Genomic DNA, 26060 nt, shown 5'->3' with positions numbered 1-26060 from the left:
CGCTGTGGCGAACGGGTATTGGGTTACGGCTTGCGTCCAATACCGGCAGCGATGAGCCGGTTCGGATCGTCCGGCGCCGGCGGCCTCGTACGCGGCTTGTCGGGGCGCCACAGCGGGATGTCGACGACACCCGCCTCGACGAGGTCGAGTCCGTCGAAGAACGCAGTGATCTCGGCCGTGGTCCGGAAGCGGCCGCTGCCGAGCATCTGGAGGAAGATCTGCTCCATCCTGTCGGTGACGGGCGGTTCGGCCTGGAAGTGCGACAGGAAGAGGTGGCTGCCGGGCGTGACGCGGTCCAGGTAGCGCTTGATCAGCCCCGCCGGATCGTCGTCGTCGCCCAGGTGGTGCACCACGCCGACCATCATCAGGCCCAACGGCCGTTCCAAATCGATCAGTTGGCCGACCTCGGGGCGGCCGAACACGTCGTCGGGATCCCGGATGTCCGCGGTGATCACCGCCGTGCCGGAGTTTTCGGTCAGCAGCGCCCGGCCGTGTGCCAGCACCATCGGGTCGTTGTCGACGTACACGACACGTGCCGCGGCATTGGCTGCCTGCGCGACCTGGTGGGTGTTCTGCACCGTGGGCAGGCCGGAGCCCAGGTCCAGGAACTGGTCGATGCCCTGCGCGGCCAGGAAGCGCACGCCTCGGGCGAGGAGCGCGCGGTGCTCTCCGGCACTTTCGGCGCTGACCGGCAGGATCGAGCGGATCTTGTCCGCGACGGCCCGGTCGGCCGCGAAGTTGCTCTTTCCGCCGAGCATCGCGTCGTACACCCGCGCGACGCTCGGAACGCTCACGTCGATGCCCCGCGGCACCCATTCCTCGGTCGGATCGTGTCCGGCCATTCGTCCCCCTCGACTCACCTCGCACGACGGCAGATTCGTGGCCGACGGCCACTCAGGGGCGATCCTAACCGTCTGGTAGTCGGTGTTCGACGAACCCGTGAAACAGCCTGAATTCGCTTGGTGAGAAGGGAAGTTGACACGATCATCGACCTCGGCACGGGAGGTGTGGCGGCGCGGGACGAGCTTCCGCGAGCCGGTATGAGCCCGCGACATTCCGGGCTTGGTTGACGGAAGTCCATGGGACAGCGGATTTGCTCGGCGGGCACGCTTTTGCGATGAGTGAGAACAAGTGCACGTCGTGCGGGCACGTCGGCTTGGGCGAGGGGTACGTCGCGGCGTTCAACGGCCTGTTGGCCACTGGCTGTTCCGTCTGGGTCAGCGGTGAGGTGCGGAGGGGCGCACTGGGCGGTGTCAAGTTGGCCGGAGGGCAGCCCACGTTCTTCATCGAGGCATTCCGATGCGCCAGATGCGGGCATCTGGAACTGTTCGCCAACCGGCCGACGTGATCAGTACGCCGCGTGCCTGCCGCAGGGCAGGCTCGCGGGCTCGCCGCCATCGCCAAATGTGTTCCACGGCCCTCCACACGCGAGCCGCGGCCCCAGCGCCACGCCAAGGCACTCCACCCCCACACTGACGTGCGAATCGATCGGGAGGACCAGAACCCTCAAGCCCAGAGCCGCCCTCAAGTCATGAGGTGCCGTCAAGTCACGAGGCGCCCTCAAGTCCAGAGCCGTCACGAAGTGCCCGCAAGTCACGAGGGGCCCGCAAGTCACGAGGCGTCCTCAAGTCATGAGGTGCCGTCAAGGACTTGGCGCAGTCGGTGTGCGAACTCGTCGGGCTTTCCGGGGTATCCGAATTCTCCGTCGCAGAACCCGGCGTGGTGGCTGGGGAACACGGTGACCTGTTGTCCCAGCAGTTCGGCGGTCGCGACGGAGGTGCGTCCGGTCTGCACGCCTTCGGACTCCTCGCCCAGGGCGATCACGATGCGGGTCGACGCGGCGGCGAGCGCCTCGGCGTCCGGCCGGTAGTTGCTGACCGCCCACGACCGGTCCGACAGCAGCGGATCGTCACGTGAGCCGTCATCTTGCGTGGGCAGTCCGAATGCGGCGGGATCGGCCTCCGGCTGCGCGAAGTACGCATCGGTGAACTCTCCCTCCCACGAGGTCATGGCCACGAACGCGGCCATTCCGGCCCCCCATCCGCGCTTCCCGTAGATCTCCCCGACAGCGGCTCGTGCCCGCACTGCGGCCGGTCCGTCCGGCGTGAGAGTGATGAGCGGGGGTTCGTGCGCCACCAGAGTGGTCACGTCCGAGGCGTACCGCGCCACGACCGCGAGCCCGGTGACCGCCCCGCCGCTGCTGGCGAACATCTCGACCGGCCCCGCCCCGACGGCCTCGATGACGGCGTGCACATCGTCGGCGTGCGTCTGCGGCGTGTGGTCGACCCGACCGTCCTTACGGGTGCTGCGGCCGAGACCGCGCGGGTCGTAGGTGACGACGGTCCGCTCGGGGAAGCGCGTGGCGAGCGCGGCGAAGCCGCCGGCGTCCATGGGCAGCCCGATCATCATCAACGGCGGACGTCCGTCCGCGGTCGGCAGCGGCCCCCGGACGTAGTAGACGAGGTCCGCGCCGGCTGTCTCAAGCGTGTGAGTTTCCATGCTGGTGTAGACGGGCTCCGCCCCCGAAACTCATCGGTCCCCGCGGCGCCGTTCCGCGCCGGATCCGCCCGTCCGGGTCGGCGACGGGTCGGGGGCCGGGTACGGCACCGAAAGACGTCCAGGTCAGAAGCCTGATCTGGACGCCTTGTCCGGGCGGGCCGCCAGGGGGACCGAACTGTGCCGTGCGGCTACTGAGGGCCGCCCTGGCCGGCACTGCCGATCGGGCCGACCGTGATCGGGGCGCCGCCGCTCTTTACGGGGAGCCGCGAGGCGCCGGGCCAGTTGACGGTGACGGACTTGGTCTCGTCCGGCGGGGTCACCAGCAGGCCGGTGATGCGGAGTCCGGAGGCCTCACCCATCGTCTCCACCGGGTAGTTGACGCCGAAGGACACCGACTCGCCGCTCTTGAGAACGATCGACACGGGCTCCTGGCCGGTGCGTTCGGCCGGTATCTCACCCGCGTCGGTCTTGAGGTTGACGCCCGCGTAGCCGGCCATCGCACAGTCCGCGCCGGTGTTCTTGAACGTGACTGCGACGCTGCCGTCGGGATCGCCATCGATGGTGCTGTCGAGCGCGGTGGTCTTCAGTTGGTCGGTACGGCACTTGGCGGCCTTGCCGTCACCGCCGCCCGACGTGGTGCCGGTGCCGGTGCCGGTGCTCGTCCCCGACCCTCCGCTGCCGCCTTGCCCGCCGGAGTCCTTTCCTGAGCCCTGAGGGGCGCCGCCCGGATTTGCTCCCTGGCTGCCCTGGCCGGAAGCGCCCTGCCCGCCGCCCGTGTTCGCCGCAGCCGCCGTGTCGGGCGCGGCAGGCGCGGCGGGCGCCTGGCCCTGCGGGGCGTTGGACGAAGCGCCCTGTGCGGCACCGGAGTCCGATTCCTGGCAGGCGGTCATCAGCAGGGCGCCGGCGACGAGGGCTGCGGAGGCGAGGACGGTCCGGCGACGGTTGGCGAACATGCAAATACCCCTTGGATCACGGTAGTTGAGGCCCGGATGGAGCCGGGCTCCCGGTGCTTGCGTGATCACCATGTCGCGACCGCAGCGCCCTCGGGAACCTGCGTCGGCGTACCACGACACCGCTGTCACCAACCGGTGACATGGTCACAGAACGCAACGCGACCCACCCGCCCAGCCCAGCGTCCGCCCCCAAAAGAACCCCGCTGACCAGCAACAACGTCCACCCGAGCCCTGCCACAGACCGAACGCGCCCATCCTCGACGAGGATGCGAACGCCGATGGCGGTCAGCACCAGCGGGAGCGGCGTAGGGGCATGCGGACGGCCCCCGGCAGGAAGCCGAGGGCCGAGAGGAAAAACTCACCGCGATCTCCTCGGCACAGGTCATGCGCCTGCGCCGGGTCCCGCTACGGGTGGGCCGCCAGGGGATCGAACCCTGAACCCGCGGATTAAAAGTCCGCTGCTCTGCCGATTGAGCTAGCGGCCCCGGTGGGCGGTGGCGTGGAGCCGGGATTGCCCATCGGAAGAGTACCGGTAACGCCGCCGACGTGCTTCGAGTATCCGGGGGTGCTGTGTGGACGGGCGGCGGTGGGGTGGGGGCGAGGGGAGTGGATCTTCCGTTTGGGGGATTGGTTAGGTTAGGTTTGCCTAAATTCTCTGGGGTGGGCCGGGTTCCGGGGTGCCCCCTGCGCGAAAGGGGCAGCCGTGCCCACAGGTACCTCCACAGGTCGGCCGAGACTCTTCGAGCGCCTGGCGTCCGTGGCGGTGGCCGTCGCCGCGGCGCTCACGCTGTCGTCGTGCGGCGGGGGTGACGACGACAAGGCGGAGACGGCGCCCAAGGCCGACAACGCCGCCGCTGCGACCGGCGTCTTCCCGGTGACCGTCGAGCACAAGTACGGCGGCACCGAGGTCAAGGAGGCGCCGAAGAAGATCGTCACGCTGGGCCTGTCGGACCACGACACGGTGCTGGCGCTCGGGGCCAAGCCGGTCGGGTCCATCGAGTGGTTCAAGGAGAAGCCGTACGGCAAGTGGCCGTGGACCAAGGACCTGTGGGGTGCGACGACGCCGCAGATCGTGGGTGAGCGCGACGAGTACAACATGGAGAAGATCCTCGAACTGGATCCCGACCTGATCATCGCCGTCTACTCCGGCATGAAGCAGGAGCAGTACGACACGCTCAGCAAGATCGCCCCCGTTGTGGCCCAGCCGAAGGGCCACGACGACTACGCCGCCCCCTGGCAGGTGATGACGCGTCAGATCGGCAAGGCGCTGGGCAAGACGGCTGAGACGGACGCGCTGATCGGCGGTATCGAGGCGCGTTTCAAGACGGTGCGCGAGCAGCACCCCGAGTTCGCGTCCCAGACGCTGATCGTCGCGGACAGCTTCGAGGCCGGGAAGTACGCGGCGTTCACGAAGACCGACCCGAAGGCGATCTTCTTCCAGGAGATGGGCTTCAAGCTCGCGCCGCGCATCGACGAGAACGCGCAGCCGGGGGCGAACGTCGCCGAGTTCAGTTCGGAGAAGCTCGATCTGCTCGACAGCGACCGCCTGGTGTGGGTGACGTCCAGCACCTCGGCCAACGACCGGATCAAGGCGGAGCCGCTGTACGCGAAGCTGAAGGTGGCGCAGGAGAAGCGCGACCTGTTCATCCCGTACGAGAATCCGGACATCGGTGCGGCCTTCTCGTTCAACACGGTCCTGTCGATCCCGTATGCGATCGACCAGGTCGTGCCGCTGCTGACGGCGAAGGGCTGACCCGGCGGCACACGACCCGAAAGAGGTGCCGAGACCCGCAAGCACCGCGCCCGTCAGGCGCGGTGCTTGCGGGTCTCGGTGACAAGCAGCCCCATCAGGTACAGACCGCCGATGACCCCCGTGGCGACGCCGACCGGGACGATCGACGGCTCGAAGACGCGCTGCACGGCGAGGTCGCTCGCGGTGAGCAGGACCGCGCCCATCAGCCCCGCGGTGACCAGGCCGGTACCGGTGGGCCGCGCGAGGCGGCGGGCGAGTTGCGGGGCGGCCAGGGCGATGAACCAGATCGGCCCGGTCATGGCCGTGGCGACGGCGGCCAGGGCCACGCTCACCACGAGGAGCACGAGGCGGGCGCGGCGCGCGTCGACGCCGAGGGCGCCCGCGGTGTCGTCGCCCATTTCGAGCATCGACATTTTGCGCGCGTACGCCAGCCCCGTCGGCATGAGGACGGCGCACGCGAGCGCGATCGCGCGCACCTGGTCCCAGTTCTGGTGCCCCAGCGTCCCGATGAGCCAGCTCTGCGCCTCCAGCGCGTCCTGGAGCCGCGCCCGCGTGATCAGGTACGAGTTGAGCGCCAGCAGCATCGCACTGACGCCGATCCCGATCACGATGAGCCGGAATCCGGGGGCGCCGCCCGTGTACGCCAGCAGGTAGATGGCAACGGCCGTCACCAGCCCACCGATCAGCGCCCCGACCGCCGTCTCCGTCATGCTGCCCTGGAACACGATGATGACGATCAGCGCGCCGGTGGCGGACCCGTTGGTGAAGCCGATGACGTCCGGGCTGCCGAGCGAATTGCCGGACAGGCTCTGGAGGATCGCGCCGCTGACGGCGAGCGCCGCGCCGACGAGCACGGCCGTGAGCAGCCGCGGCAGGCGCAGGGTGTTGACCACGAAGTCGGCCTTCGTGTCCCCCTGTCCGACAATCGCGCGCAGCACCTCCGGCACGGTCAGCTCGAACTCGCCGGTGGTCAGGGTGATGCCCATGACCACGACCAGAACCGCGGCGAGCAGCGCCGCAACGATGGCCGGGCGGGTCTCGACGCGCAACGATATGCGTCCGCCGGGCGTGCGGATGACGGCGCTCACAGCATGACCAGCTTCCGGCGCCTGCACAGGGCGATGAAGATCGGGCCGCCGAGGATCGCGGTGACGATGCCCACTTGGATCTCCGAGGGGGAGGCGAGCACCCGGCCGAGCACGTCCGAGCCGATCAGCAGGGTGGGCGCGAGGACCACGGAGTACGCAAGCACCCACCGCTGGTCGGGGCCGACGATGAAGCGTGCCATGTGCGGAACGGCGAGCCCGACGAACCCGATGGGCCCGGTCGCCGCCGTGGCGGCACCGCACAGCAGGATCACCGCGACGGCGCTGAGCACGCGCGTGCGGCCGATGCGCACGCCCAGCCCGCGGCCCACTTCGTCGCCGAGGGCCATCGCGTTGAGGGACCGGGTGAGGAGGAGCGCCGTCATCCCGCCGACGGCGATGAACGGCAGTACGGTCAGCACCACTTCGGTGTTGCGCCCGGCCAGCGATCCGACCGTCCAGAAGCGGAACTCGTCGAAGGCGCGCGGGCGGAGGACCAGGACGCCGGTGTTGAACGCGTACAGCACGGCGGTCATCGCGGCACCGGCCACCACCAGGCGTTCCGGGGTCGCGGCGCCGCGTCCCGACGAGCCGAGGATGTAGACCGCGGCCGAGGCGAGTGCCGCGCCGGCGAGGGCGAACCAGACGTACCCGAGCAGGGATCCGATGCCGGCGAAGGTGATGGCGATGACCACGCCGGTCGCGGCGCCGAGGCTCACCCCGAGCAGTCCGGGGTCGGCGAGCGGGTTGCGGGTGAGTGCCTGCATCAGCGCGCCGGAGAGGCCCAGTGCGGCGCCGACGACGAGGCCGAGCAGCGTGCGGGGAATGCGGTAGTCGTGGATGACGACGGCCGCCTTGGAGCCGTCGTTGTGCCAGAGCAGGTGCCACGTGGTGGTGAACGAGATCCCGCGGGTGCCGACCCAGATGCTGACGAGGCAGAGAAGCAGGAGGGCTGCCACGGCCACGGCGAGGCCGGTGCCGAGGCGGGCATTGCCCGCGCGTACCGCCGAGCCTGTACGTATTGCCGACGCGTCGGCGGACAACTGGGGCCTCCCGCTGGTGACTTGGGCGCGAGGCCACGCGAGCGTGCTGGTGCCGGGGCAGGGCGGTCCTCCCGCCCCGCAGGTTAGGCGAGGCTAACCAAATTTTGTGATCACGGTCAATGGCGGTGTGTGCGGTTGCCCGGGTGGGTGGCGGGGTCGCCACTGTGGGTGGTTGGCAAGCGGCGCGGTGGCTGGGCGAGTGGGAGTACGAGGGTCTCCGCGGCGGTCGGGAATTCCGGGTTGTGGTGCCGACTTTCGTGACTCCTTGTGTGGTCGCGGCAAACGCGTCCGCGAGAAGGGCGGGGGTGTTTCCCGGGAAAAGCGGACAGATGACGGAGCTCGGGGTTCCCGGCCGGGCGCGGCTCCTGACGGTGTGTTAGGACGCGGATCGCGCCGCTGAACTGGGGGATGAGTCGGGCAAGGGAATTTGTCTCCATAGCGAGAACCTATGTTGCGTTACTTTCAGTAATATGCCCATTTTTGAATGATCTTGTTTTATACGCGCTATTGTTCCGACTGGTGTTCTTTGGCACGTCGGATTCCTTCTCAGACTTCGGATACGTCGGGGGACAAGGATCAATGGCGAGCAGACAACGGCGTCATGGGCAGGGGGGCTCGCGAGGGCACCGCCGGGTCAATCCCGTGGACCCGCGGGACCTTCCGCACCAACCACCTGCCGGAGTGCCCTGGTCCGGGGACGGGCCGGCGGCCGCACGCACCGGAGGGACGCGGCCGTACGCGGGAGCGGGAGCGCGGCCCGCGGCACCGCCCGGCGGCCCGCCCGGGGCCCGGCCCGGCGCGTACCGCAACCCGCAGCACTTACCGCCCTCCCGGGTCGACCGCAGGCGGCGGGCGCGCGGCTCGGGGGTCGGAGGGCGGCGGCGCGGCGATCGGCGCGGGCGCGGCCGGCTGACGGCGGTGATCACATTTCTCGTGCTCTTCTCGGTGGCCACCGCATATGTGCTGATCTACCACCGGCCGGACCAGAACAAGACGCCGGAGAATGCCGCTGCCGCCAATCCGTGCGCACGACAGCCGAAGCCCGTGAAGGTGGTCACCGCACCGGAGTTCGCCCCGGTGGCCGCCGGCATCGCGAAAAGCATCAACGACAGCAGGGGATGCGCGTCCGTGGAGGTGTCGGGGCGTTCCGCCGCCGAGCTTCTGGGTGCGTTGCGCGCCGGGGCGGAGCAGCCCCCGGATTTGTGGATAGCGGATTCGTCGATGCGCCTCCAGGAAGCCGCGGCGGCATTGGGCGACCGGAATCCTTATCCGCTCACCGGCGCGCCCGTCGCCTTCACACCGCTGGTCGTGGCCGCCCCCGAGCCGGTCGCGGCACAGCAGAAGTGGTCGGAGCGGCCGCCGGATTGGCTCACGCTGCTCAACCGCATCGACGACCGGACGCTGCCGAAGTTCACCGTCAGCAATACCCGGACGACCGAGGGCCTGCTGGGCGTCGTCGCGGTGAGCGCGGCGATGGCCCGGGTGAACCCGGACCCGACCGTGGCGGCGATGAAGACGTTCGCCTTCCGCAGCAACATCAGCGACGCCGAGACACCGGCCGCCACGCTGCTGTCCAACTCGTCGCGCATGCCCAACGGGCAGCAGGCGCTCGCCGACGTCGGGGCGTTCGTGGTGACCGAGCAGGCGTTGTGGGCGTACGACAACGCCCGCCCGGCGGTGCCGTACGTACCGCTCTACCCGTCCGGCACCCTCGTCCAGGCCGACTATCCCGCCGTGCTCTCGCAGGCGGCCGCCGCCGACAGGCAACTGGCCGAGCGGGCGAACGAGGTTCTGGCGGCGCTTCGTTCGCCAGACGGTGTGAAGGCGGTGGCCGAGGCCGGTTTCCGCGGCCCCGAGCAGCAGCCGCCGGTGAGCGTGCTGCCGAACGTGCGGTTCGCGCCCCCGACACCGATGGCCGCACCGCAGCAGGGCGACCTGTCGCAGGTGGCCAAGATGGTGCAGGCGTGGTCGGACTACAAGCCGATGCCTTTCCGGGTGCTGATCCTGGTCGACGGCTCCGGGTCGATGAACGAGCCGGTGCAGGGCACGGGCGGCAAGACCAAGGCCGACATCATGCGCGCGTCGAGCGTGGAGACGACGCAGTTGCTCGGGAAGACGACCGAGGTCGGCGTACGCGATTTCGCCGTCTCGCCCACGCAGAAGGGCCCGTGGGTCGAGCGGGTGCAACTGGGCGCGCTGGAGGCCAAGGTCGGCGACCTGTCGCGCAAGGAGGTCGTGGTCAAGACGCTGACCGGCTTCCAGGCGCAGAACGGCGCCGGGACGCCGCTCTACCGCACGGTGCTGGACGCGGTCGCGGACGCGCAGAAGCAGTACAACCCGGCGGCGTTCAACCAGATCTTCCTGCTGACGGACGGCAAGGACGAGGACACGCCGTTCAGCATGTCGAAGCAGACGTTCCTGACGCAGCTTCAGAAACTCCAGAACCCGCAGAAGCCGCTGCCGATCTTCGCGGTCGGGTACGGCGCCAACGCCGACATGGCCACGCTCGCCGACATCGCCAAGACGACCGGCGGGCTCGCGGTGCCGTCGCTCGACCCCGGAGATCTGATCAAGGCGATCGCCCAGATCCTGGTGTTCGTGCGCCCGACCGGCTGACGGAGGCCGGGGGAGTCGGCGGCAGCCACCGTCGGCTCCTCCGCCGTTTCCTCCGGGCCGTCGCGGGGGGCAGTGGTGCCGGGCACCTTCCTACTCATCGGTAACATTTGCCTGCTACTGTCAGTTGCACCAATGAACTGAGCAGGTCGGTGCCGATGGGACGGCGGCGCACACGGCGCGCACGGCACGACACGAGCGGCAAGCACGGCAAGGAGGCGATGGGTTGTGGCAGGCTTCGCGACCGCGACCGCGGTGACCCCGGCGGCGGGCACCGCGACGGCGGCGGACGATTCCCTCGGGACCGTCGGCGGGACGTACACGGTGGACCTCGACCCGGTCTGGACCATCGGCGGCAAGCCCAACGGGGGCTACCTGCTCGCCGCGATGGGCCGCGCCGCGCTCGCTGCGGCCGCCGCGTCCGGTGCCGCGCACGTCCACCCGCTGACCGCGAGCGCGAGCTATGTCGGAGCCCCTGAACCGGGCAAGGCCGAGGTGCACGTCGAACTGCTGCGCGCCGGGCGCACGGTCACGCAGGCCCGCGCGCGCCTCGTGCAGAACGGGCGCATATGCATCGAGGCCGCGTTCACCCTCGGGACGCTCGCCGCGGACACCGAGCCGTGGTGGGGCGTCAACCCGCCGGCCCCGCTCCCCGCGCGCGAGCACCTGATGCGCATCCCCCCGCACGAGCCGGCCAGCGGCATGACGCTGCCGATCATGGACGAGGTCGTGCTGGAACTCGACCCCGCGGGCCTCGGGTTCGCGGTCGGGGCGCCGGGCGGTACCGGAGAGTTCAGCGGCCTGGTGGAGTTCGCCGACGGCCACCCTGCCGACCCGCTCTCGCTGCTGTTCATCGCGGACGTGCTGCCGCCGGTCACCATGGACCTGGGCGTGACGGGCTGGATGCCGACGCTGCAACTGACGGTATACGTAAGGGCCCTGCCGTCCCCGGGCCCGTTGACCGTACGCCACCACGCCCGCCTCATCGAGGCCGGCCTGATGGACGAGGTCTGCGAAATCTGGGACGCGAGCGGGAGGTTGGTCGCCCAGTCGACGCAACTGGCCTCCGCCCGCCTGCCGGAGAGCGGCCCGGCCGGACGCGTCGAACAGGCGGCCGCCGAGCGCTGAGCGGGGGAGCACAGACCCCGACACCCCTACGCAGCAACGCCGAAGGGCCGCACCCGGATCATTCCCGGTGCGGCCCTTCGGCGTTCGTGCTGTTCTGGTCGGGCGTTGGCCTTGGCTCAAGCCGGACTCAGGTGGGGCTCACGTCCGTTGCCCCTGCCGCGCGGAAGGCTCAGCTCTTCCACCGCGGCTTGCGGTCGCCCTCGCGGCGCGGGGGGCCGTCGTGGCGGTCGTGGCGCGGGCCGCGGTCGTACGAGCGCTCGCCATAGGACGGCCGGTCGCTGTACGACGGGCGGTCGCCGTAGGACGGGCGGTCGCCGTACGACGGACGCTCACCGCGCGGACGGTCGTTGTACGGGCGGTCCGAGTACGGCCGGTCGCCACGCGGACGGTCCCCGTACGAGGGCCGGTCGCTCCGGTCCGCACGCGGGCCCCGGTGCGCGCCGCCGTCGTGCCGGTCGCGGTAGCCGCCCCCGGAACGGGCGCCGTCCCGGAAGCCGCCGTCCCGACGCGGTCCGCCGTACGAGCGCTCGCCGTAGGACGGCCGGTCGTCGCGGCGCGGGCCGCGGTCGCCGCGGTCGTAGGAGCGGTCGCCCCGGTCGCCCCGGTCGCTCCGGTCGAACGAGCGCTCGCCGCGCGGGCGGTCGTCACGACGCGGGCGGTCGCCGTACGAGCGCTCGCCCCGGTCACCACGCTCGCCGCGGTCCCCGCGGTCACCACGTTCGAAGGAGCGCTCGCCGCGCGGCGGGCGCGACTTCTCCTCGGTCTCCTGCCGCTTCGCGGCCTCGGCCAGCTCGGCGGCCTTGCGGCGCAGCTCCGCAGCCTTCGCCTTGAGCTCGACGATGCGCCCCGCCAGCCGCTCGGCCTCTTCCTCGGCGGCCACCGCCGCGTCGGCGACCGACTGTGCCTTGACCTCGGACAGCGTCCGCGCACCGGTGACGCGGCGCATCTCCGGGTCGCTGCTGCCGCTCACCCGCAGGCGCTCCGGCTCCACGCCGGCCTGCTCCATGAGGCGGTCGACGCTGCGGCGCTGGTGCGGGAGGGCCAGCGTGACGACGGTGCCCGCCTCGCCCGCGCGCGCCGTCCGGCCCGCGCGGTGCAGGTAGTCCTTCGGGTCGCCGGCCGGGTCGACGTGCAGGACCAGGTCGATGCCGTCCACGTGGATGCCGCGCGCGGCGACGTCCGTGCAGACCAGGACGGGCGTCTGCCCCTCCTTGAACTCGGCCAGGGTCCGGGTGCGCGCGCCCTGCGTCATGCCGCCGTGCAGCGCCTCGGCGCGGACCCCGGCCTCGCGGAGCTGCGCCGCGACGCGGTCGGCGCCGAACTTGGTGCGTACGAAGATCATCGTGCGGCCGCGGCGCGCCGCGATGGCGGCCGTGACGTACACCTTGTCCTTCGGCTGAACCGTGAGGACGTGGTGGGTCATGGTGGTGACGGACGACGCGTGCGGGTCGACCGAGTGCGTGACGGGGTCGGTCAGGTAGCGCTTGACGATCGCGTCGACGCCGTTGTCCAGCGTCGCGGAGAACAGCATGCGCTGCCCGCCCGCCGGGACCAGGTCGAGGAGTGCCGAGACCTCGGGCAGGAAGCCCATGTCGGCCATCTGGTCGGCCTCGTCCAGCACCGCGATCTTGATCGAGTCGAGCGAGCAGGCGCCGCGGTCGACCAGGTCCTGGAGGCGGCCGGGGGTGGCGACCAGGATCTCGACGCCGCGCTCCAGCGCCATGATCTGACGGGGCATCGACATGCCGCCGCAGACGACCTTCATGCGCAGGTCGAGGACGCGGCCGTAAGGCTCCAGCGCGTCGTGCACCTGCATGGCCAGCTCGCGGGTCGGTACCAGCACGAGCGCCAGCGGGCGCTTCGCACGGGCCTTCTGGCCGCGCAGGCGGGTCAGCGTGGGGAGGCCGAAGCCGAGGGTCTTGCCGGAACCGGTACGCCCGCGGCCGAGGATGTCGCGGCCGGCGATGGCGTCCGGCAGGGTCGCGGCCTGGATCGGGAACGCGTGGCGCACGCCACGGCGGTCGAGGGCCTCGACGAGGACGTCGGCAATACCGAGCTCGGCGAAGGTCGGGCCGGGGGCCTCGGTCTCCTCGTCGGATCCCTCGGTGACTCCGGCCGCTTCGACGACGTCTTCGGTCTCGTCCTCGGTCTCGTCGACGGCGTTGTCGTCGGCGTTGTTGTCGTTGTCGTCGGTGTTGTCGGCGGCGTCGGTCCGGGCCTCGGGGGCCTCGTCGGTGTCGACGTCGGCCTGGTCGGCGGTCGCGTCGGTCTCGATGTCGGCCGCGACGGGCCCGGTTGCGGCCACGACCGCGGTGTCGGCGTCGGCCGCGGCCTCGGCGGCGGCATCGAGGGCCGTCACGGTGACGGTCTCGTCGGTGACGTCGGCGTCCACGGGCATGGGCGTGACAGAGTCATGGGACAGCGGGGGCATGCAGAACCTTCCGAATACGGCACGTCGGAGGTCCGCAGCCCGGAACCGGTCGCAATTGCCGCGACCTTCTGCTGAGCACCTGAACGAGCCTGTGAGACGCCGCGCTTTCTAGCCGGCGTCTGGAGATGAACACGAGTCGATCTACCAGCCTACAGGACGTCACCGCCCCGATTGGCCCAAAGCACCGCCGGGACGGTGCCCCGACCCGGTCAGCACCCGTGCTGACCTGGCCTTCTTCTGTTCCGGACGATCACGTTCCGGATAGTACGGGCCCGAACGATCTCCGAACCCCTCGCGCGGACCCTTCACACCTGCGGGACGTTCGCGCCTACCGGGACCGCAGATACTCGACGCGGACCCCGGAGTCCTCACGCACCACGATCAGCCGGGGACGGTCCCAGGCCCACCGGTCGGGCAGCAGGAACAGCCGCCCTTCGGCACGTCGCAGCAGACGAAGCCCCGCGTACCGGAACCGGTACGGCGACTCCCGGCCGGACAGCGCCTCGGCCGTCACGCCCTGCTCGGCCGCCACCCGCAGGTCCTGGGCCGAGTAGACGACGACAGCCGTGCGCGCCGGCAGCGTCTTGACCACGCGGAGTGCGGCGGCCTGGCCGTCCGCCTGGGCGTACGCCCCGAGCGTCCAGAACAGGCACAGCACCACTGCTGCCGACGTGAGTACCACCGACAACGACCACGGGCGCACGCCCATTCCCGTAGCGCGCCGGTGGGTTCCGAGTTGCCGCGAGAGAAGGACGCCGTAAGCCGACACCAACACGCCCGCGGTCAACGCGCAGGGCAGGAGCAGCGGCCAGAACAGCGGCCATTTGCCGGGCCACTTGAACAACGCCGTCCACGTCGCCGCCGGAACCGCGAACCACGCGCAGCGCAACACCCACGAGAGGCGGGCGGCGGCGCGGCGGTGGCGGCGCAGGCGTACCAGGACGTGAGGGTGCACCATGCGTGCGGCGAGCAGGACGCCGACCACCGCCAAGATCGGTCGGTAGAGCGTGTCGACGCTGCGCAGCAGGTACTCGCGCGTCGTGTAGCCGAGGACATCGGCGTCGATGCCGAGGAAGTCGGCCATCGCGGCGCTGCGGGCCCAGCCGAAGTAATAGAGCAGGGCGGTGAGCGCGAGCGCGGGTGCGCCGAGCAGGACGGCTACCTCGAACGGCGTTCTGGCAGGGCGTACTTCGCTGTCGTTGACCAGGTCGAGCGCGAGGGGTTCGGCGGCCGATCCGTCGCCCGCTGTGTGCCGCCCTCGGCGCAACTCCAGTTGTCCGGAGGCGGGTTCGGTCTGCACGGCGATCGGCGCCATGGCGGCCGACGGCGTCGGGTCTGAGGCTGCGGCGAAACCTGGGTAGGCGTACGAGTACGCGCTCACCTGCGGCATCGGCTCCTGGTGTGTGGCGTACGACAGGTACTCGGCACTGCCGGCGGCGGCGTGCGCGTGGCCGGAGTTGCGCCACGGGTCGGTCGAATCGGGGTGGCCCGCCGGCTCGGGGGATTCCTTGGCGAAGAAGTCCCCGACGTCGCCGCCGCTGTCGCCCTCCTCCTCATCCTCCTCTTCCTCCACCTCGGGGACGTCCTGCTCGTCTTCCTCCTCCGGCCAGTGGTCCGACACCCTGGGCGCGGCCTCCTCGACCCGCCCCGCGATGACCTCCGGCGCGCCTACCGTGGTGCGGACCGAACGGGCGGGGCGTACGCGAACCGTCGTCTCGTCGTCCTCCGTATGCCCGTTCCGGTCCTCGCCCCCGTCGCCGGGATCCGGCTCACCCGGCAGCACACGCCGCGCTCCGCGCGCCCGCGGGACGGCGGCCTCGACCATGTGCTCGGGGCCCGACTCCGGCGCCGATTCCTCTGACGCCCCGTCACCATCGTTGTCCCCGTAGTCCGTCCACCTGCCCACCCGCAGCGGCGGCTCGGCGCGGACGCGGCCTCTCGGCCCGCGCGGAAAAGCCGGTTCCTCGAAGTCCCGTGCCCGCCCGGCGTCGTCGCCCATGGTCGCCCCTCCACGCCCGAATCCTGTCCGGATCCTTGGCGGGGCCGGAGGGCCCGAATCCTCCGGCCGTACGGCATCACCCATATGGGCGAGCGCGGTCCCATGCACGCCGACGGCACCCAATTTCGGACCGCGGTGCTGCCCCCGAAGCACGGGCCCGCATCCCGCCCGCGCGGTGTCGCCGCCCGGCCGTCAGGCCCACCACAGGTCGGCCAGCGCTGCCCCCGCGAACGCCGCAGCGATCCCCGCCGCCAGACTCAGCGCCACGTTCACCGCCGCCTGCCCCCGATGCCCGGTCTCGGCCAGCCGCAGGGTCTCGTACGAGAACGTCGAGTACGTCGTCAGCGCGCCGCACAGCCCCGTCCCGACCAGCAGCTCGACGTCCGAGGACGCCGCGCCCACCGCCGCCGCACCGGCCAGGCAGCCCAGCACCGCGCTCCCGGCGATGTTGACCGCCACCGTCCCCCACGGGAACACCGATGTGTGCCGGGCCTGGACGATCCGATCCGTCAGGTACCGCAGCGGTGCCCCGACCGCCGCGCCGACCACGACGAACACCCAGTTCACGAGGACGCCTCCCGCCCCGGCGCGCCCGCCCGCGGACCGGGCCGCTCCCCGGGCCCCTGGCCCGGCCGTACCCCCGCCACTCTTCGCGTGACCGCCGTCGCCCCCCAGACACACGCAAGCGCACACACCACCATGGCCGCGAGGTAGGCCATCCCCACCCCCAGGCGCCCGTGGTCCGAGAGACGCTGAATGTCGACCGCGTAAGTCGAGAACGTGGTGAAGCCGCCCAGGATCCCGGTGCCCACGAAGGGCCGTACGAGCCGGTGGGCGGTCCGCGCCTCGGTCGCCAGCACCATGAACACGCCCATCAGCGCGCACCCGAGGGCGTTCACGCCGAAGATCGTCCAGGGGAACGCGTCGGTCGGTGTCGGCCAGAGCAGCGCGGCCCCGTAGCGCGCCGAGGCACCCAGGACCCCGCCCGCCGACACCACCGCGAGCACCCGCCAGTCCCCGAGCGGCGGCGGTGGGGCCGGCCGGAAGTCCACATCCGGGTCCACGACCTCGTCGGCCCCGTTCACCGGCACCGCGTCACGCGCCGCGCCGCCACCCGTCCAGGGGCCCTCGTGCGCGCCCACTCACCCGTACCCAAGCTCGTGCAACCGCTCGTCATCGATCCCGAAGTGGTGCGCGACCTCGTGCACCACCGTGATCTCGACCTCCTCCACGACATGCTCGTACGTCTCGCAGATCCGGAGCGTCGGGTTCCGGTAGATCGTGATGCGGTCCGGCAGCACCCCCGCGTACCAGTCGCCGCGCTCGGTGAGCGGGATCCCCTCGTACAACCCCAGCAGCTCCGGCCCGGCCGGATCGGGGTCGTCCTCGACGAAGATCGCCACGTTGTCCATCAACGTCGTCAGCTCGGGCGGGATGCGGTCCAGAGCCTCGGCGACCAGCTCTTCGAACTCCTCACGCGACATTTCCAGCACCACCCCATTCTGCGCTCCACCCCCCGCCCCGGAGCGGGATGCTCCCCCTCCCGTTAACCGTTTTGCTCATCCGGCCGAGCACCCCGTATAGTTCTGACCGTCCCCGACGGCACCAAGACGCCGGACCGGCCACCCAGCCCCCATCGTCTAGTGGCCTAGGACGTCGCCCTTTCAAGGCGGTAGCACGGGTTCGAATCCCGTTGGGGGCACGCACAAAGCCGCACGGCCAGTACGGTAGAGTGAAGCAGCACCGAGCAGGGCAGGAACAACCCGGCTCGACAACTCAATGCAAGGTCCTGTGGAGCAGTTTGGAGTGCTCGTCACCCTGTCAAGGTGAAGGCCGCGGGTTCAAATCCCGTCAGGACCGCTGGAAGATCCGCCGCAAGGCGGATTTCTCCACTCCCAGGCCAGGTAGCTCAGTTGGTACGAGCGTCCGACTGAAAATCGGAAGGTCGGCGGTTCGACCCCGCCCCTGGCCACCAGCTCGAAGTACGCCGCCCACAAGCGGATCAGCCCCGAAGTCGATCATTTCGACCGCGGGGCTTTTTTTGTTGAGCGGACGGGGTGCCCGGTTGAGGCGTCCGGCGCCGTTTCGGCGGGGTTGCCGGCCAGGCGGCGGGCCGGGGGACGGCCCCTATGATCCTGCGCATGGACTGGCTGGAGCGAGTCGCGACCCTGAGACAGTGGACCGGTAACGGGGTCCGCGCTCCCCACAAGCCGCTGCTGCTCCTCTACGCGCTTGGCCGTTACCAGCAGGATGCCGACACCGAACTGGCCTACAGCGCCGTCGAAGAAGACCTCAAACGCCTACTCGCGGAGTACGGGCCGGGCAATCGGACCACCCCGGCCTACCCGTTCCACCACCTCGTCAGCGACGGGGTGTGGGAGGTACGCACGAACCGCGGCGCGGGCAGTCCGGGGAGCGGGGTGCGGGAGCTGCGGGACTCCGGCGCCGTCGGGCCGCCTCGCGCCGGACCTGCGGGCGGCCCTTCGCCGTGACCCGTCGCTGCTCGGCCGGATGGCGCGCACGTTGCTCGATCTGCACTTCCCGCCCTCGCTCCACCAGGAGCTGTGCGAGGCCGCCGGCCTGGAGATCGAGTACGCCGAGACGCAGCCCGTGGTCCCGGGGCGGCGGCAGCGACGCGCGGGGCTGCGTGAACTCGTGCTGACCGCCTACGAGTACCAGTGCGCGTTCTGCGGTTACGACGGGCGCATCGGAGCCGTCCCGGTCGGGCTGGAGGCCGCGCACGTGTACTGGTGGGCGCTGGGCGGACCCGACGAGGTGGACAACGCCCTGTGCCTGTGCTCGCTGCACCACAAGCTCTTCGACAAGGGTGTCCTCGGCGTGGACGAGGAGAACCGCGTCATGGTCGCGCAGCGTTTCGTCGGCCGCAGTACGGCGGCCCACGACCAGGTCATCGCCCTTGGCGGCCGCCCACTCCTAGGCCCTCAGCCGGGGACGTCGCCGATAGCCGCGGTCCACCGGTCCTGGCACGCGGCACAGGTGTTCCACGGACCGGCACGGCCGGCGCTTGCTGCGTGACTCGGACGTGGCATCGGGGCCTGGCCGATGCCGGGTGACGTGTACGCGTGCGTGCCGGGCCGTCGGGTGACGTGGTCGAGTTGGATGTGGCGGCGCGCGTGGCGGGGGAGGTCGGGGCGTTTGGGGGTGAAGGGGAAGCGCGGGGGGTGCGACGCCGACGGGGGCGGGGCGGTCGTCGGTTTCGTAGGCGGGGAAGGTCAGGGGCGGTCATCGGGCCGGGTCGCGATCGGCAACTGCCGCCTCCCGCACGGTTCTTCGGCGGGCGGCTACGCAAACGATCCCTTTCGGACCGCGAGTTCGCCGGGCGGGTGCGAGGTGAAGCGCCAGCCGCGCGGGCCGTCCAGCGTCCAGGCGTCGTACGCCGGGCTCGGACCGCAGGTGAGGTGGGTGCCGCAGCCGAACACGACGGATAACGCGCCGGACTTGACGGCCACGGCGGACGCGATCGGCGTGCCGAACAGCGCGAGCGCGGCGGCGACGTCCTGCGTCTCGGGATCGAGCGTCACCGAGGCGGTCTTACGGCCCGGGCCGCGTGCCAGCCGCACCCGGTCCTCCAGCGCGAGCACCCAGTCCGAGCCCAGCCGCAGCGTGAGCCGGAAGTCGACGCCGATGCCCGTCACGACGACGCCGCGCAGGTTGAGGAGCCAGCGGTCGTCGTGCTCCATGGGATCGGCATGCATGCTCATGGCTCGGGATCCTGCTGCCCGGCGGCCGGTTCGGGCTATCCCTTTCCGGTAGCCGCGTCGGCGCGAAACGCGAACACGGCGCACGGATCACGAATTACCGCGCACGGATCACGGCGCACGGATCACGGCGTACCAATTGCGACTCACCACATGCGGAACGCCCCGCGCGGGCGTCGCGCGGGGCGTTCCGGGCCCGGGGCCGCCGGACCGGGAGACGAGCGGGGGCGGGCTCAGCCCTCCAGGGCGGCCGGGTCCATGTACGCCAGCTCCCAGTGGTGGCCGTCCGGGTCGAGGTACGAGCGGCCGTACATGAAGCCCATGTCCTGCGGGTCCTTGGCCTTGCTGCCACCGGACGACAGGGCGATCTCGGTGATCCGGTCCACGTCCTCGCGGCTGTCGGCGCTGAGGCACAGCAGGGCCTCGGTGACCGCGCCCGAGTCGGCGATCGGCTTGGTGCTGAACTCGCGGAACTTGTCCTCCTTGAGCAGCATGACCACGATCGTGTCGCTGATCACGAAGCTCGCGGTGTTGTCGTCGCTGAACTGCTCGTTGAGCGTGTAGCCCAGCGCCGAGTAGAACTTCTTCGACTTGTCCAGGTCCTTGACCGGCAGGTTCACGAAGATCATCGTGGCCATGTCTGCGCCTCTTCTCGCTGGTGCGTCCCGTGTGACCGGTACGTCGGCTGCGGTGTCCGCGGGTGTGCGGACGGTGGCTTTTCGGCCATGTTGTCCGCCCCGCGCCGTGCTTTCAAAGAGGTGGACCGGCGGGTCCGCGGAAACTCATCGGTCCGCCCCGAAGTTTTTTTCCGGACGGGCTCACGCGGCGGCGGGGGATCGGGACGACGTCGCCGTCAGCAGGGCGTCCAGCGTGGACCGCGTCGCTTCGAGCTGCGCGATGCGCGCCTCCACGCCGGCGAGGTGCGTACGCAGGTGGTCCGCCGCGCACGCGTCCAGATCCGTGCCCTCGGTGAAGCACGCCATCAGGTCGCGGATCACGTTGGTCGGCAGGCCCGCCGCGAGCAGGGCCCGGACGCGGGCCACCTCGCCGACCGCGGCATCCCCGTACCTCCGGTGTCCGCTGGGGGCCCGACGGGCCTCGATCAGCCCCTGCTCCTCGTAGTAGCGCAGCAGGCGAGGGCTGACCCCCGTGGCGCGGGCCAGGTCCCCGATCTTCATGTGATGCCCCTCACATCTCCTTGAATCTCACACCGGTGTCAAAAACTAGCGTTGCGGTCATGACGAACCCGAGGAAAACCGCGGTTGTTCCCCCGTCCACCTTCGCCCTCGGCGGCGATCTGACGATCCGTCGCATCGGCTTCGGCGCCATGCGCCTGGCCGACGGTCCCGAGCGTCCACCGGACCCGGCCGCCGCGCCGATCTGGCGCCCGCCGGCCGACCGGGCCGCGGCGGTTGCGGTGCTGCGCAAGGCTGTCGAGCTCGGCGTGAACCTGGTCGACACCGCGGACGCCTACGCGCTCGGCGGCAACGAGGAACTGGTCGCCGAGGCGTTGCATCCCTACGGCGACTCCGTCTCGATCGCCACCAAGGTCGGCGTCGTACGCCCCGCCCCCGACGCGTGGATCCCGCTCGGCCACCCCGCCTACCTGCGCCAGCAGGCCGAACTCGCCCTGCGGCGGCTGCGTGTGGAGCGGCTCGACCTCCTCTACCTGCACCGCCTCGACCCCGCCTACCCGGTCGCCGAACAGGTGGGCGCGTTGGGGCAGTTGCGGGAGGAGGGCAAGGTCCGGCACATCGGACTGTCCGAGGTGGCGGTGGATCAGTTGCGCGAGGCGGCGGAGACCGCGCCGATCGCGGCCGTCCAGAATCTCTACAACCTGGCGACCCGCGGACACGACGACGTCGTCGACTACGCGGCCGGGCACGGCATCGCGTTCGTGCCGTTCTTCCCGATTGCGATGGGTGCCCACGCCGGGCCGGACGGGCCGGTGGCGGAGGTGGCGCGCGAGATCGGTGCGACCCCGGCGCAGACCGCGCTCGCGTGGCTGCTGCGGCGCACCGACACGGTCGTGCCCATTCCCGGCACCTCGTCGGAGGGGCATCTGCGCGAGAACATCGCGGCGCTCGAAGTGGCGCTCGACGACGACCAGTTCGCCCGGCTGTCCGCTCTGGAGGAGGCGAACTCCGGGAGCTGGGAAGAGCATTGATCAACCAGAGGGTGCCGCTGGGGAGTTCGTCGGTGCAGAGGACGCGCACTCGGAGGTGGCCCGCGCCGAGAGCGTTCGTGCCGAGGCCGTCCGCCCCGAGGCCGCCCGGGGTCGGCCCGTCCCGAGGCCGCCCGGAGTCCGCCCGCTCAGAGGTCGTACGCGTAACAGAGCAGCTCGATCGGTCCGTGGTCGTCGCGGTACGGCCCGATCTGCCGGTAACCGAGCCGCTTGTAGAGGTTGATCGCGCCGGTGCGCTGCGGCAGCACGTCCAGTACGCAGCGCGGCGCACCGGCCGCGCGGGCCCGCTCGTGCAGCACGGCCATGAGCGCCCGCGCGACACCCGCGCCCCGCGCCTCGGGGGCCACGTACAACCGCTTGACCTCGATGTCCGGCCCGTGGAAGTGGTAGCCGACGCCGCCCGCGAGGCGGCCGTCGAGCCGGGCGGAGAGGTAGCCGCCGGGCGGGCCGTAGTAGGCGGCCGGGTCGTCGTAGTCGACGCGGAAGTAGTCCGGCAGGGCGGCGGGGGTGTCCCAGGTCCGCCGGCCCAGCTCCGCCGCCGTGGCGTTGTAGTACGCGAACAGCAATTCGGGGGCGGCGGCCAGGTCGTCGGCGACGGTCGGCGCGGCGCGTCCCGGCCCGGTGGTCGGCCCGCCGGTGGCGGGATCCGGCGGTGGCGTGGTCATGGGGACGACTCTACGAAGCCCGCGAACTCCAGCGCAGCCGGGGCCAGCGCGTCCCACTGCCGGGCGGCCCAGCCGACCGTCAGCGGTGGCAGCCCGGATATCGGGATCAGTCGCAGCGGCCCCTCGGGCGCCCGGGACAGGTTGGGCAGGTCCGGCACGACCGCGTGTCCGAGACCCAGCTCGGCCAGCAGCATCGCGGTGTCCCAGTCCGCGACGCCGGTGGTGGCGGGCGGGTGGATGTCGTGGGCCGCCAGGTGCGCGTCCAGCCGCAGGCGGGAAGTCGACGTCTCCGGCAGGCGGATGTGGTGGATCCCGGCCAGGTCGTCCGGCTCCAGCGCGTCGTGCCCGGCGAGCGGGTCGTCGCGGCGTACCGCGAGCATCCAGCGCAGCTTCGCCACCGGACGCTGCTCGATGCCGCGGACCGGCTCGCCGATGGTGATCCACGCGAGGTCGGCGCGTCCGGCCGCCACCGCCTCCATGCAGGTGCGGCTCGAACTCTCGGTCTGGAACTCCAGGGAGGTCGTGGGGTGGCGGCGGCGGAACTCGACGATCGCGGCGGTCATGAAATGGCGCACGGTCGTCGCCCCGGTCGCGACGCGGACCGCGCCGCCGTGGCCCTGCCGCAGGTCGCGCAGCCGCCGCAGGGCCAGGTCGAGGCCCGCCAGGCCGTCGCTCGCGGCGCCGAACAGGATCCGCCCGGCCTCGGTGGGGGCGACTCCGCGAGGGAGGCGTTCCAGCAGGTCGAGGCCCAGTTCCTGTTCGAGGCGCTTGATGTGCTGGCTGACCGCCGACTGGGTGCGGCCGAGCTCGCGCGCCACCAGGGTCAGATTGCCGTGGCGGCAGGCGGCCACGAACGTCCGCAGGTCGTCGAGAGTCATGAGGAGCAAGATATCTCTTGGGTCAAGCCCAGGAAATCCTAGGATTGACTTGGGTATTGCCGAGGCGGGACGCTTTCGTCAGGGCCCGGGGCGGCAACCCGCCGTGTGACCGTCGACAGCGCGCGGCGGTGCCGACCCCACCCCGCAGCACTTTCTGACGTTCCATCACCTTGCCTGGCCCCGACAGGAATTGGCGGTGCACCAGTGGTCACGACGGACGCCGTCGCAGTACTGCGCGAGCTCGGCGCGGAGGGGATCGGCCATCCCGGCGGGACGTTGTTCGACCACCTGGTGCGCGTCCACGACATGCTCACCGAGTGGGGCGCCGACCGCGAGGTGCGGCTGGCGGGCCTGTGCCACGCCTTCTACGGCACCGACGGGTTCCCGGTGGCGCTGTACGGCCTCGACCGCCGCGCCGAGCTCGCGGGCCTCGTCGGGGACGAGGCCGAGGAGTTGGTGTACTTCTACGCGAGCTGCGACCGCAAGGCGTCGTACCCCGAACTTTCCGACGCCCACGGCACGTTCACCGACCGCTTCACCGGCGCGAGGTATGTCCCCGGGCCGCGTCTGCGCCGCGCGTTCGCGGAGATCACGGTGGCCAACGAGCTGGACATCGCGGCCATCAGCCCGGTGTTCGATGCGATCGAGCGGTCGCAGTTGCACGCGCTGTTCGAGCGGTGGCAGGGCCTGCTGAGCCCGGCGGCCAACGCGGAGGTCGAGCGCGTCCTGAGCTGACACCCGCTCAGCTCGCAGGCTCAACCCGCGAGTTCAGCCCACCGGCTCAATCCACCGCTCAGCCCGCCGGATCGGCCCGCTAGTTCAGCCGCGAGGTTCAGCCGGACCGTTCACCCCAGCGGTAGGCCCAGCCCGTCCAGCACCTCGGCCCCCGGCAGCGATGCCAGCGCCGCCCCCGGCAACCGTAGCTTGGCGCGGCGGTTCCCCGATCCGATCACCGCACTCGGTAGCGCCGCGGCCGCCGCGTCGACCAGGATCGGCCAGCCCGCGGGCAGGCCGACCGGGGTGATGCCGCCGTACTCCATCCCGGACATCGCGGCCACCTCTGCGAGCGGCGCGAACGACGCCTTCCGCGCACCCAGATGCCGGCGGACCAGCCCGTTCACGTCGGCGCGTGTCGTGGCGGCAACCATGCAGGCCGCGTACGTCACCTCCGACCCGCGCTTGGCCGCGACGACCACGCAGTTGACGGACTCCTCCAGGGTGACGCCGTAGTGCGCGCAGAAGGCGGCCGTGTCCGCGAGGTCCGGGTCGATCTCGGCGACCTCGACGGCGTCGACCGGCACGGGGCCGCTCCACTGCTTGAGAGCGTCGGCGACCGGGTCGGCGAGCAGGTCGAGGCGGGTCAGGGCGGGGTGCAGGTCGAGGCTTTCTCCCATGCCCCCCATCCAAGCGGAACACCGACCGAAAATGCATAAGACAAGGCCGTGCACGGGCGCCGGGGTAGACCCTGGGCACGGTCCTGCACGGCATGTTCGAAGATCAACAGATTGCAGCGGAACTTTGCATCGGAATGCGTCGGCAGAACGCAGAAACAGGCAAATCTGATCGACGCCGAACACATCGGCGTGACATGTGCGCGGGCTACACGTGTCGCCTCGGCAAGGCAGTAACCCTGCGTGTTGTTACCACCGCGTCCAGAGACAGTTAGCAGGTCGGGGGCCTTCTGTGAACCCCCTTGCCAGCAGCGGTTTCTGACGTGACGTTAGACACCTCTCACCACAAGTGTGCACCGGCCGCGCGTACATTGCCGCTGTACGGGCGCAGCCGCCAGACGCGACATTGTTGAACCAGCACTTTTGGGAGGCTCCACGTGGAGTTCGGCATCTTCCTGAACGGTTACATCCCGGGACCGGCTGCGCACGATCGCGCTTCCGAGCACCTGATGCTTCAGCGTGAGCTGGAGTTGGCGATCAAGGCGGACAAGCACAATTGGAAGTACGTCTGGTTCGGTGAGCACCACGCCCTGACCGAGTACTCGCACATGTCGGCCCCCGAGGTCGCGATGGGCTACGTCGCCGCGAAGACCGAGCGCATCCACCTCGGCACCGGCATCAACTCGCTGTCGCCGCGCAAGGAGCACCCGGTCCGGTTCGCGGAGCGCGCCGCGATGCTCGACCACATCACCGAGGGCCGCTTCGAGTGGGGCACCGGCCGCGGCGCCGGCTCCCACGAGGTCGCGTCGTTCAACATCATGGACACCAACTCGACCAAGGCCGAGTGGGACGAGGTCTCGCGCGAGATCGTGCGCATGTGGGAGCAGTACGACTACTCCTTCCAGGGCGAGCACTTCACCGTGCCGACCCCGCACAACATCCTGCCCAAGCCGTACGGCCACTCGCACCCGCCGATCTGGATGGCCTGCGGCAACCCGGGCTCGTTCGCCAAGGCCGGCTCGCTGGGCATCGGCGCGATCGCGTTCAACTTCGAGCCGATCTTCAACCTGAAGGGCCGCATCGAGGCCTACAAGGAAGCCGCCGAGAACCCGGTCGAGATCCTGGGCGACTACCAGAACAACAACGTCATGATGACGAACGCGGTCATCTGCCTGAACGACCGCAAGCGCGCCCGCGAGATCGCCATCTCCAAGGGCCGCGGCTACCTGGTCACCATGGTGAACCTGTACCACGACACCATGCCGAAGTCGGCCGACGCGGTGACCTGGCCCGAGCCGCCGTTCGACCTCTCGCAGGGCGGCGACGAGTTCCTGGACTTCGTGATCGAGTCCGGCCTGATGCTCGTCGGCACGCCGGAGGAGGTCTGCGAGCAGATCGAGGCGTACCAGGCGGTCGGCACCGACCAGCTCGTGTTCGGCATCAACGACGGGATGACGCACGAGGAGAACCTCGAGATGATCGAGCTCTTCGGCGAGAAGGTCATCCCGGAGTTCGACAAGACCGCGGAGCACTCCACCTCGGTCTACCGCCGCAACGCGCAGGGCCCGAAGTACCCGCCGTTCAACGGCCCGGTCAACCCGGACCTGGTGCACACGGTCCTGCCCGAGAACGCCATCATCGGCATCGACGGCAAGTGACGCCCGGTATCACCCGCTAGGCGCATCGAAGGGCCCGGCCACTCGGCCGGGCCCTTCTGC

General features: G+C 70.7%; 23 protein-coding genes, 4 tRNA genes and 1 pseudogene. 11 read left to right on the top strand and 17 right to left on the bottom strand.

What is annotated here, in order from left to right:
• Positions 1-23 precede the first annotated feature (23 nt).
• Positions 24-842: an SAM-dependent methyltransferase gene (locus tag ACRX5S_RS06365; RefSeq protein ID WP_436771779.1), complete on the bottom strand. Its 819-nt coding sequence runs from the start codon at positions 840-842 to the stop codon at positions 24-26.
• Between the two features lie 275 nt (positions 843-1117).
• On the opposite strand from ACRX5S_RS06365, the gene ACRX5S_RS06360 reads away from it, so the two are divergent.
• Positions 1118-1348 carry a hypothetical protein gene (locus ACRX5S_RS06360; RefSeq protein ID WP_436771778.1) on the top strand — a complete coding sequence of 77 codons (231 nt, stop codon included), beginning with the start codon at positions 1118-1120 and terminating at the stop codon, positions 1346-1348.
• Positions 1349-1629: 281 nt separating this feature from the next.
• On the opposite strand, the gene ACRX5S_RS06355 is transcribed toward ACRX5S_RS06360, so the two are convergent.
• The 3 genes from ACRX5S_RS06355 to ACRX5S_RS06345 form a co-directional block, all read right to left on the bottom strand.
• The gene (locus ACRX5S_RS06355) at positions 1630-2499 is read right to left on the bottom strand and encodes an alpha/beta fold hydrolase (protein WP_436771777.1); all 870 of its coding nucleotides are present in this window, start codon (positions 2497-2499) and stop codon (positions 1630-1632) included.
• A gap of 188 nt (positions 2500-2687) precedes the next feature.
• On the bottom strand, positions 2688-3452 hold the full coding sequence (locus tag ACRX5S_RS06350; RefSeq protein ID WP_436771776.1) for a DUF4232 domain-containing protein: 765 nt from the start codon (positions 3450-3452) through the stop codon (positions 2688-2690).
• Between the two features lie 412 nt (positions 3453-3864).
• A tRNA-Lys gene (locus ACRX5S_RS06345) sits at positions 3865-3937 on the bottom strand.
• 218 nt (positions 3938-4155) lie between these two features.
• On the opposite strand from ACRX5S_RS06345, the gene ACRX5S_RS06340 reads away from it, so the two are divergent.
• On the top strand, positions 4156-5205 hold the full coding sequence (locus ACRX5S_RS06340; protein ID WP_436771775.1) for an iron-siderophore ABC transporter substrate-binding protein: 1050 nt from the start codon (positions 4156-4158) through the stop codon (positions 5203-5205).
• A gap of 53 nt (positions 5206-5258) precedes the next feature.
• On the opposite strand, the gene ACRX5S_RS06335 is transcribed toward ACRX5S_RS06340, so the two are convergent.
• On the bottom strand, positions 5259-6293 hold the full coding sequence (locus ACRX5S_RS06335; protein WP_436771774.1) for a FecCD family ABC transporter permease: 1035 nt from the start codon (positions 6291-6293) through the stop codon (positions 5259-5261).
• Positions 6290-7333, bottom strand: a complete 1044-nt coding sequence (locus ACRX5S_RS06330; protein ID WP_436771773.1) for a FecCD family ABC transporter permease — start codon at positions 7331-7333, stop codon at positions 6290-6292. The genes ACRX5S_RS06335 and ACRX5S_RS06330 overlap by 4 nt, the downstream gene beginning before the upstream one ends.
• A gap of 918 nt (positions 7334-8251) precedes the next feature.
• On the opposite strand from ACRX5S_RS06330, the gene ACRX5S_RS06325 reads away from it, so the two are divergent.
• The gene (locus ACRX5S_RS06325) at positions 8252-9949 is read left to right on the top strand and encodes a hypothetical protein (RefSeq protein WP_436771772.1); all 1698 of its coding nucleotides are present in this window, start codon (positions 8252-8254) and stop codon (positions 9947-9949) included.
• A gap of 225 nt (positions 9950-10174) precedes the next feature.
• Positions 10175-11074 (top strand): thioesterase family protein, encoded by a 900-nt coding sequence (locus ACRX5S_RS06320; RefSeq protein ID WP_436771771.1) that lies wholly within the window; start codon positions 10175-10177, stop codon positions 11072-11074.
• Positions 11075-11243: 169 nt separating this feature from the next.
• On the opposite strand, the gene ACRX5S_RS06315 is transcribed toward ACRX5S_RS06320, so the two are convergent.
• The 5 genes from ACRX5S_RS06315 to ACRX5S_RS06295 form a co-directional block, all read right to left on the bottom strand.
• Positions 11244-13472: a DEAD/DEAH box helicase gene (locus ACRX5S_RS06315; protein ID WP_436771770.1), complete on the bottom strand. Its 2229-nt coding sequence runs from the start codon at positions 13470-13472 to the stop codon at positions 11244-11246.
• Between the two features lie 361 nt (positions 13473-13833).
• Positions 13834-15504, bottom strand: coding sequence for a hypothetical protein (locus tag ACRX5S_RS06310; protein ID WP_436771769.1), 1671 nt, complete (start codon positions 15502-15504; stop codon positions 13834-13836).
• Positions 15505-15696: 192 nt separating this feature from the next.
• Positions 15697-16071, bottom strand: coding sequence for a fluoride efflux transporter CrcB (crcB, locus tag ACRX5S_RS06305; RefSeq protein ID WP_436771768.1), 375 nt, complete (start codon positions 16069-16071; stop codon positions 15697-15699).
• Positions 16068-16595 carry a fluoride efflux transporter FluC gene (locus ACRX5S_RS06300; RefSeq protein ID WP_436772224.1) on the bottom strand — a complete coding sequence of 176 codons (528 nt, stop codon included), beginning with the start codon at positions 16593-16595 and terminating at the stop codon, positions 16068-16070. The genes crcB and ACRX5S_RS06300 overlap by 4 nt, the downstream gene beginning before the upstream one ends.
• Positions 16596-16646: 51 nt before the next feature.
• Entirely contained in the window at positions 16647-16988 is a 342-nt protein-coding gene (locus ACRX5S_RS06295; RefSeq protein WP_436772223.1) for a metallopeptidase family protein, read from the bottom strand.
• A 145-nt stretch (positions 16989-17133) separates the two neighbouring features.
• Between ACRX5S_RS06295 and ACRX5S_RS06290 the strand changes: the two genes are divergently transcribed.
• The 4 genes and pseudogenes from ACRX5S_RS06290 to ACRX5S_RS06275 all read left to right on the top strand — a co-directional run bounded on the left by ACRX5S_RS06290 (position 17134) and on the right by ACRX5S_RS06275 (position 18540).
• A tRNA-Glu gene (locus ACRX5S_RS06290) sits at positions 17134-17206 on the top strand.
• Between the two features lie 83 nt (positions 17207-17289).
• A tRNA-Asp gene (locus ACRX5S_RS06285) sits at positions 17290-17364 on the top strand.
• 38 nt (positions 17365-17402) lie between these two features.
• Positions 17403-17479, top strand: a tRNA-Phe gene (locus ACRX5S_RS06280).
• Positions 17480-17645: 166 nt separating this feature from the next.
• Positions 17646-18540 (top strand): annotated as a pseudogene (locus tag ACRX5S_RS06275) (phosphorothioated DNA-binding restriction endonuclease).
• A gap of 266 nt (positions 18541-18806) precedes the next feature.
• On the opposite strand, the gene ACRX5S_RS06270 reads toward ACRX5S_RS06275, so the two are convergent.
• The 3 genes from ACRX5S_RS06270 to ACRX5S_RS06260 all read right to left on the bottom strand — a co-directional run bounded on the left by ACRX5S_RS06270 (position 18807) and on the right by ACRX5S_RS06260 (position 20401).
• Positions 18807-19226 (bottom strand): DUF6188 family protein, encoded by a 420-nt coding sequence (locus ACRX5S_RS06270; RefSeq protein WP_436771767.1) that lies wholly within the window; start codon positions 19224-19226, stop codon positions 18807-18809.
• A gap of 230 nt (positions 19227-19456) precedes the next feature.
• Entirely contained in the window at positions 19457-19861 is a 405-nt protein-coding gene (locus ACRX5S_RS06265; RefSeq protein WP_436771766.1) for a VOC family protein, read from the bottom strand.
• A 180-nt stretch (positions 19862-20041) separates the two neighbouring features.
• Complete coding sequence (locus tag ACRX5S_RS06260) at positions 20042-20401, bottom strand: MerR family transcriptional regulator (protein ID WP_436771765.1); 360 nt, start codon at positions 20399-20401, stop codon at positions 20042-20044.
• 59 nt (positions 20402-20460) lie between these two features.
• Here ACRX5S_RS06260 and ACRX5S_RS06255 point away from each other — a divergent pair, with 59 nt between their 5' ends.
• The gene (locus ACRX5S_RS06255) at positions 20461-21390 is read left to right on the top strand and encodes an aldo/keto reductase (protein ID WP_436771764.1); all 930 of its coding nucleotides are present in this window, start codon (positions 20461-20463) and stop codon (positions 21388-21390) included.
• Between the two features lie 146 nt (positions 21391-21536).
• On the opposite strand, the gene ACRX5S_RS06250 is transcribed toward ACRX5S_RS06255, so the two are convergent.
• Entirely contained in the window at positions 21537-22073 is a 537-nt protein-coding gene (locus ACRX5S_RS06250; RefSeq protein WP_436771763.1) for a GNAT family N-acetyltransferase, read from the bottom strand.
• A complete protein-coding gene (locus tag ACRX5S_RS06245) occupies positions 22070-22951 on the bottom strand; it encodes a LysR family transcriptional regulator (RefSeq protein WP_436771762.1) in 882 nt (293 codons plus the stop codon). Before ACRX5S_RS06245 ends, ACRX5S_RS06250 begins: the two co-directional genes overlap by 4 nt.
• Before the next feature lie 204 nt (positions 22952-23155).
• Here ACRX5S_RS06245 and ACRX5S_RS06240 point away from each other — a divergent pair, with 204 nt between their 5' ends.
• Positions 23156-23686, top strand: a complete 531-nt coding sequence (locus tag ACRX5S_RS06240) for a DUF6817 domain-containing protein (RefSeq protein WP_436771761.1) — start codon at positions 23156-23158, stop codon at positions 23684-23686.
• A gap of 110 nt (positions 23687-23796) precedes the next feature.
• Here ACRX5S_RS06240 and ACRX5S_RS06235 read toward each other — a convergent pair whose 3' ends face one another.
• The gene (locus ACRX5S_RS06235; protein WP_436771760.1) at positions 23797-24345 is read right to left on the bottom strand and encodes a YbaK/EbsC family protein; all 549 of its coding nucleotides are present in this window, start codon (positions 24343-24345) and stop codon (positions 23797-23799) included.
• A 434-nt stretch (positions 24346-24779) separates the two neighbouring features.
• On the opposite strand from ACRX5S_RS06235, the gene ACRX5S_RS06230 reads away from it, so the two are divergent.
• Positions 24780-26000: an LLM class flavin-dependent oxidoreductase gene (locus ACRX5S_RS06230; protein ID WP_436771759.1), complete on the top strand. Its 1221-nt coding sequence runs from the start codon at positions 24780-24782 to the stop codon at positions 25998-26000.
• Positions 26001-26060 lie beyond the last annotated feature (60 nt).

This window comes from Yinghuangia sp. YIM S09857 (assembly GCF_051388915.1).
Lineage (GTDB): Bacteria > Actinomycetota > Actinomycetes > Streptomycetales > Streptomycetaceae > Yinghuangia.
This window is presented reverse-complemented; position numbering and strand designations above follow the sequence as displayed.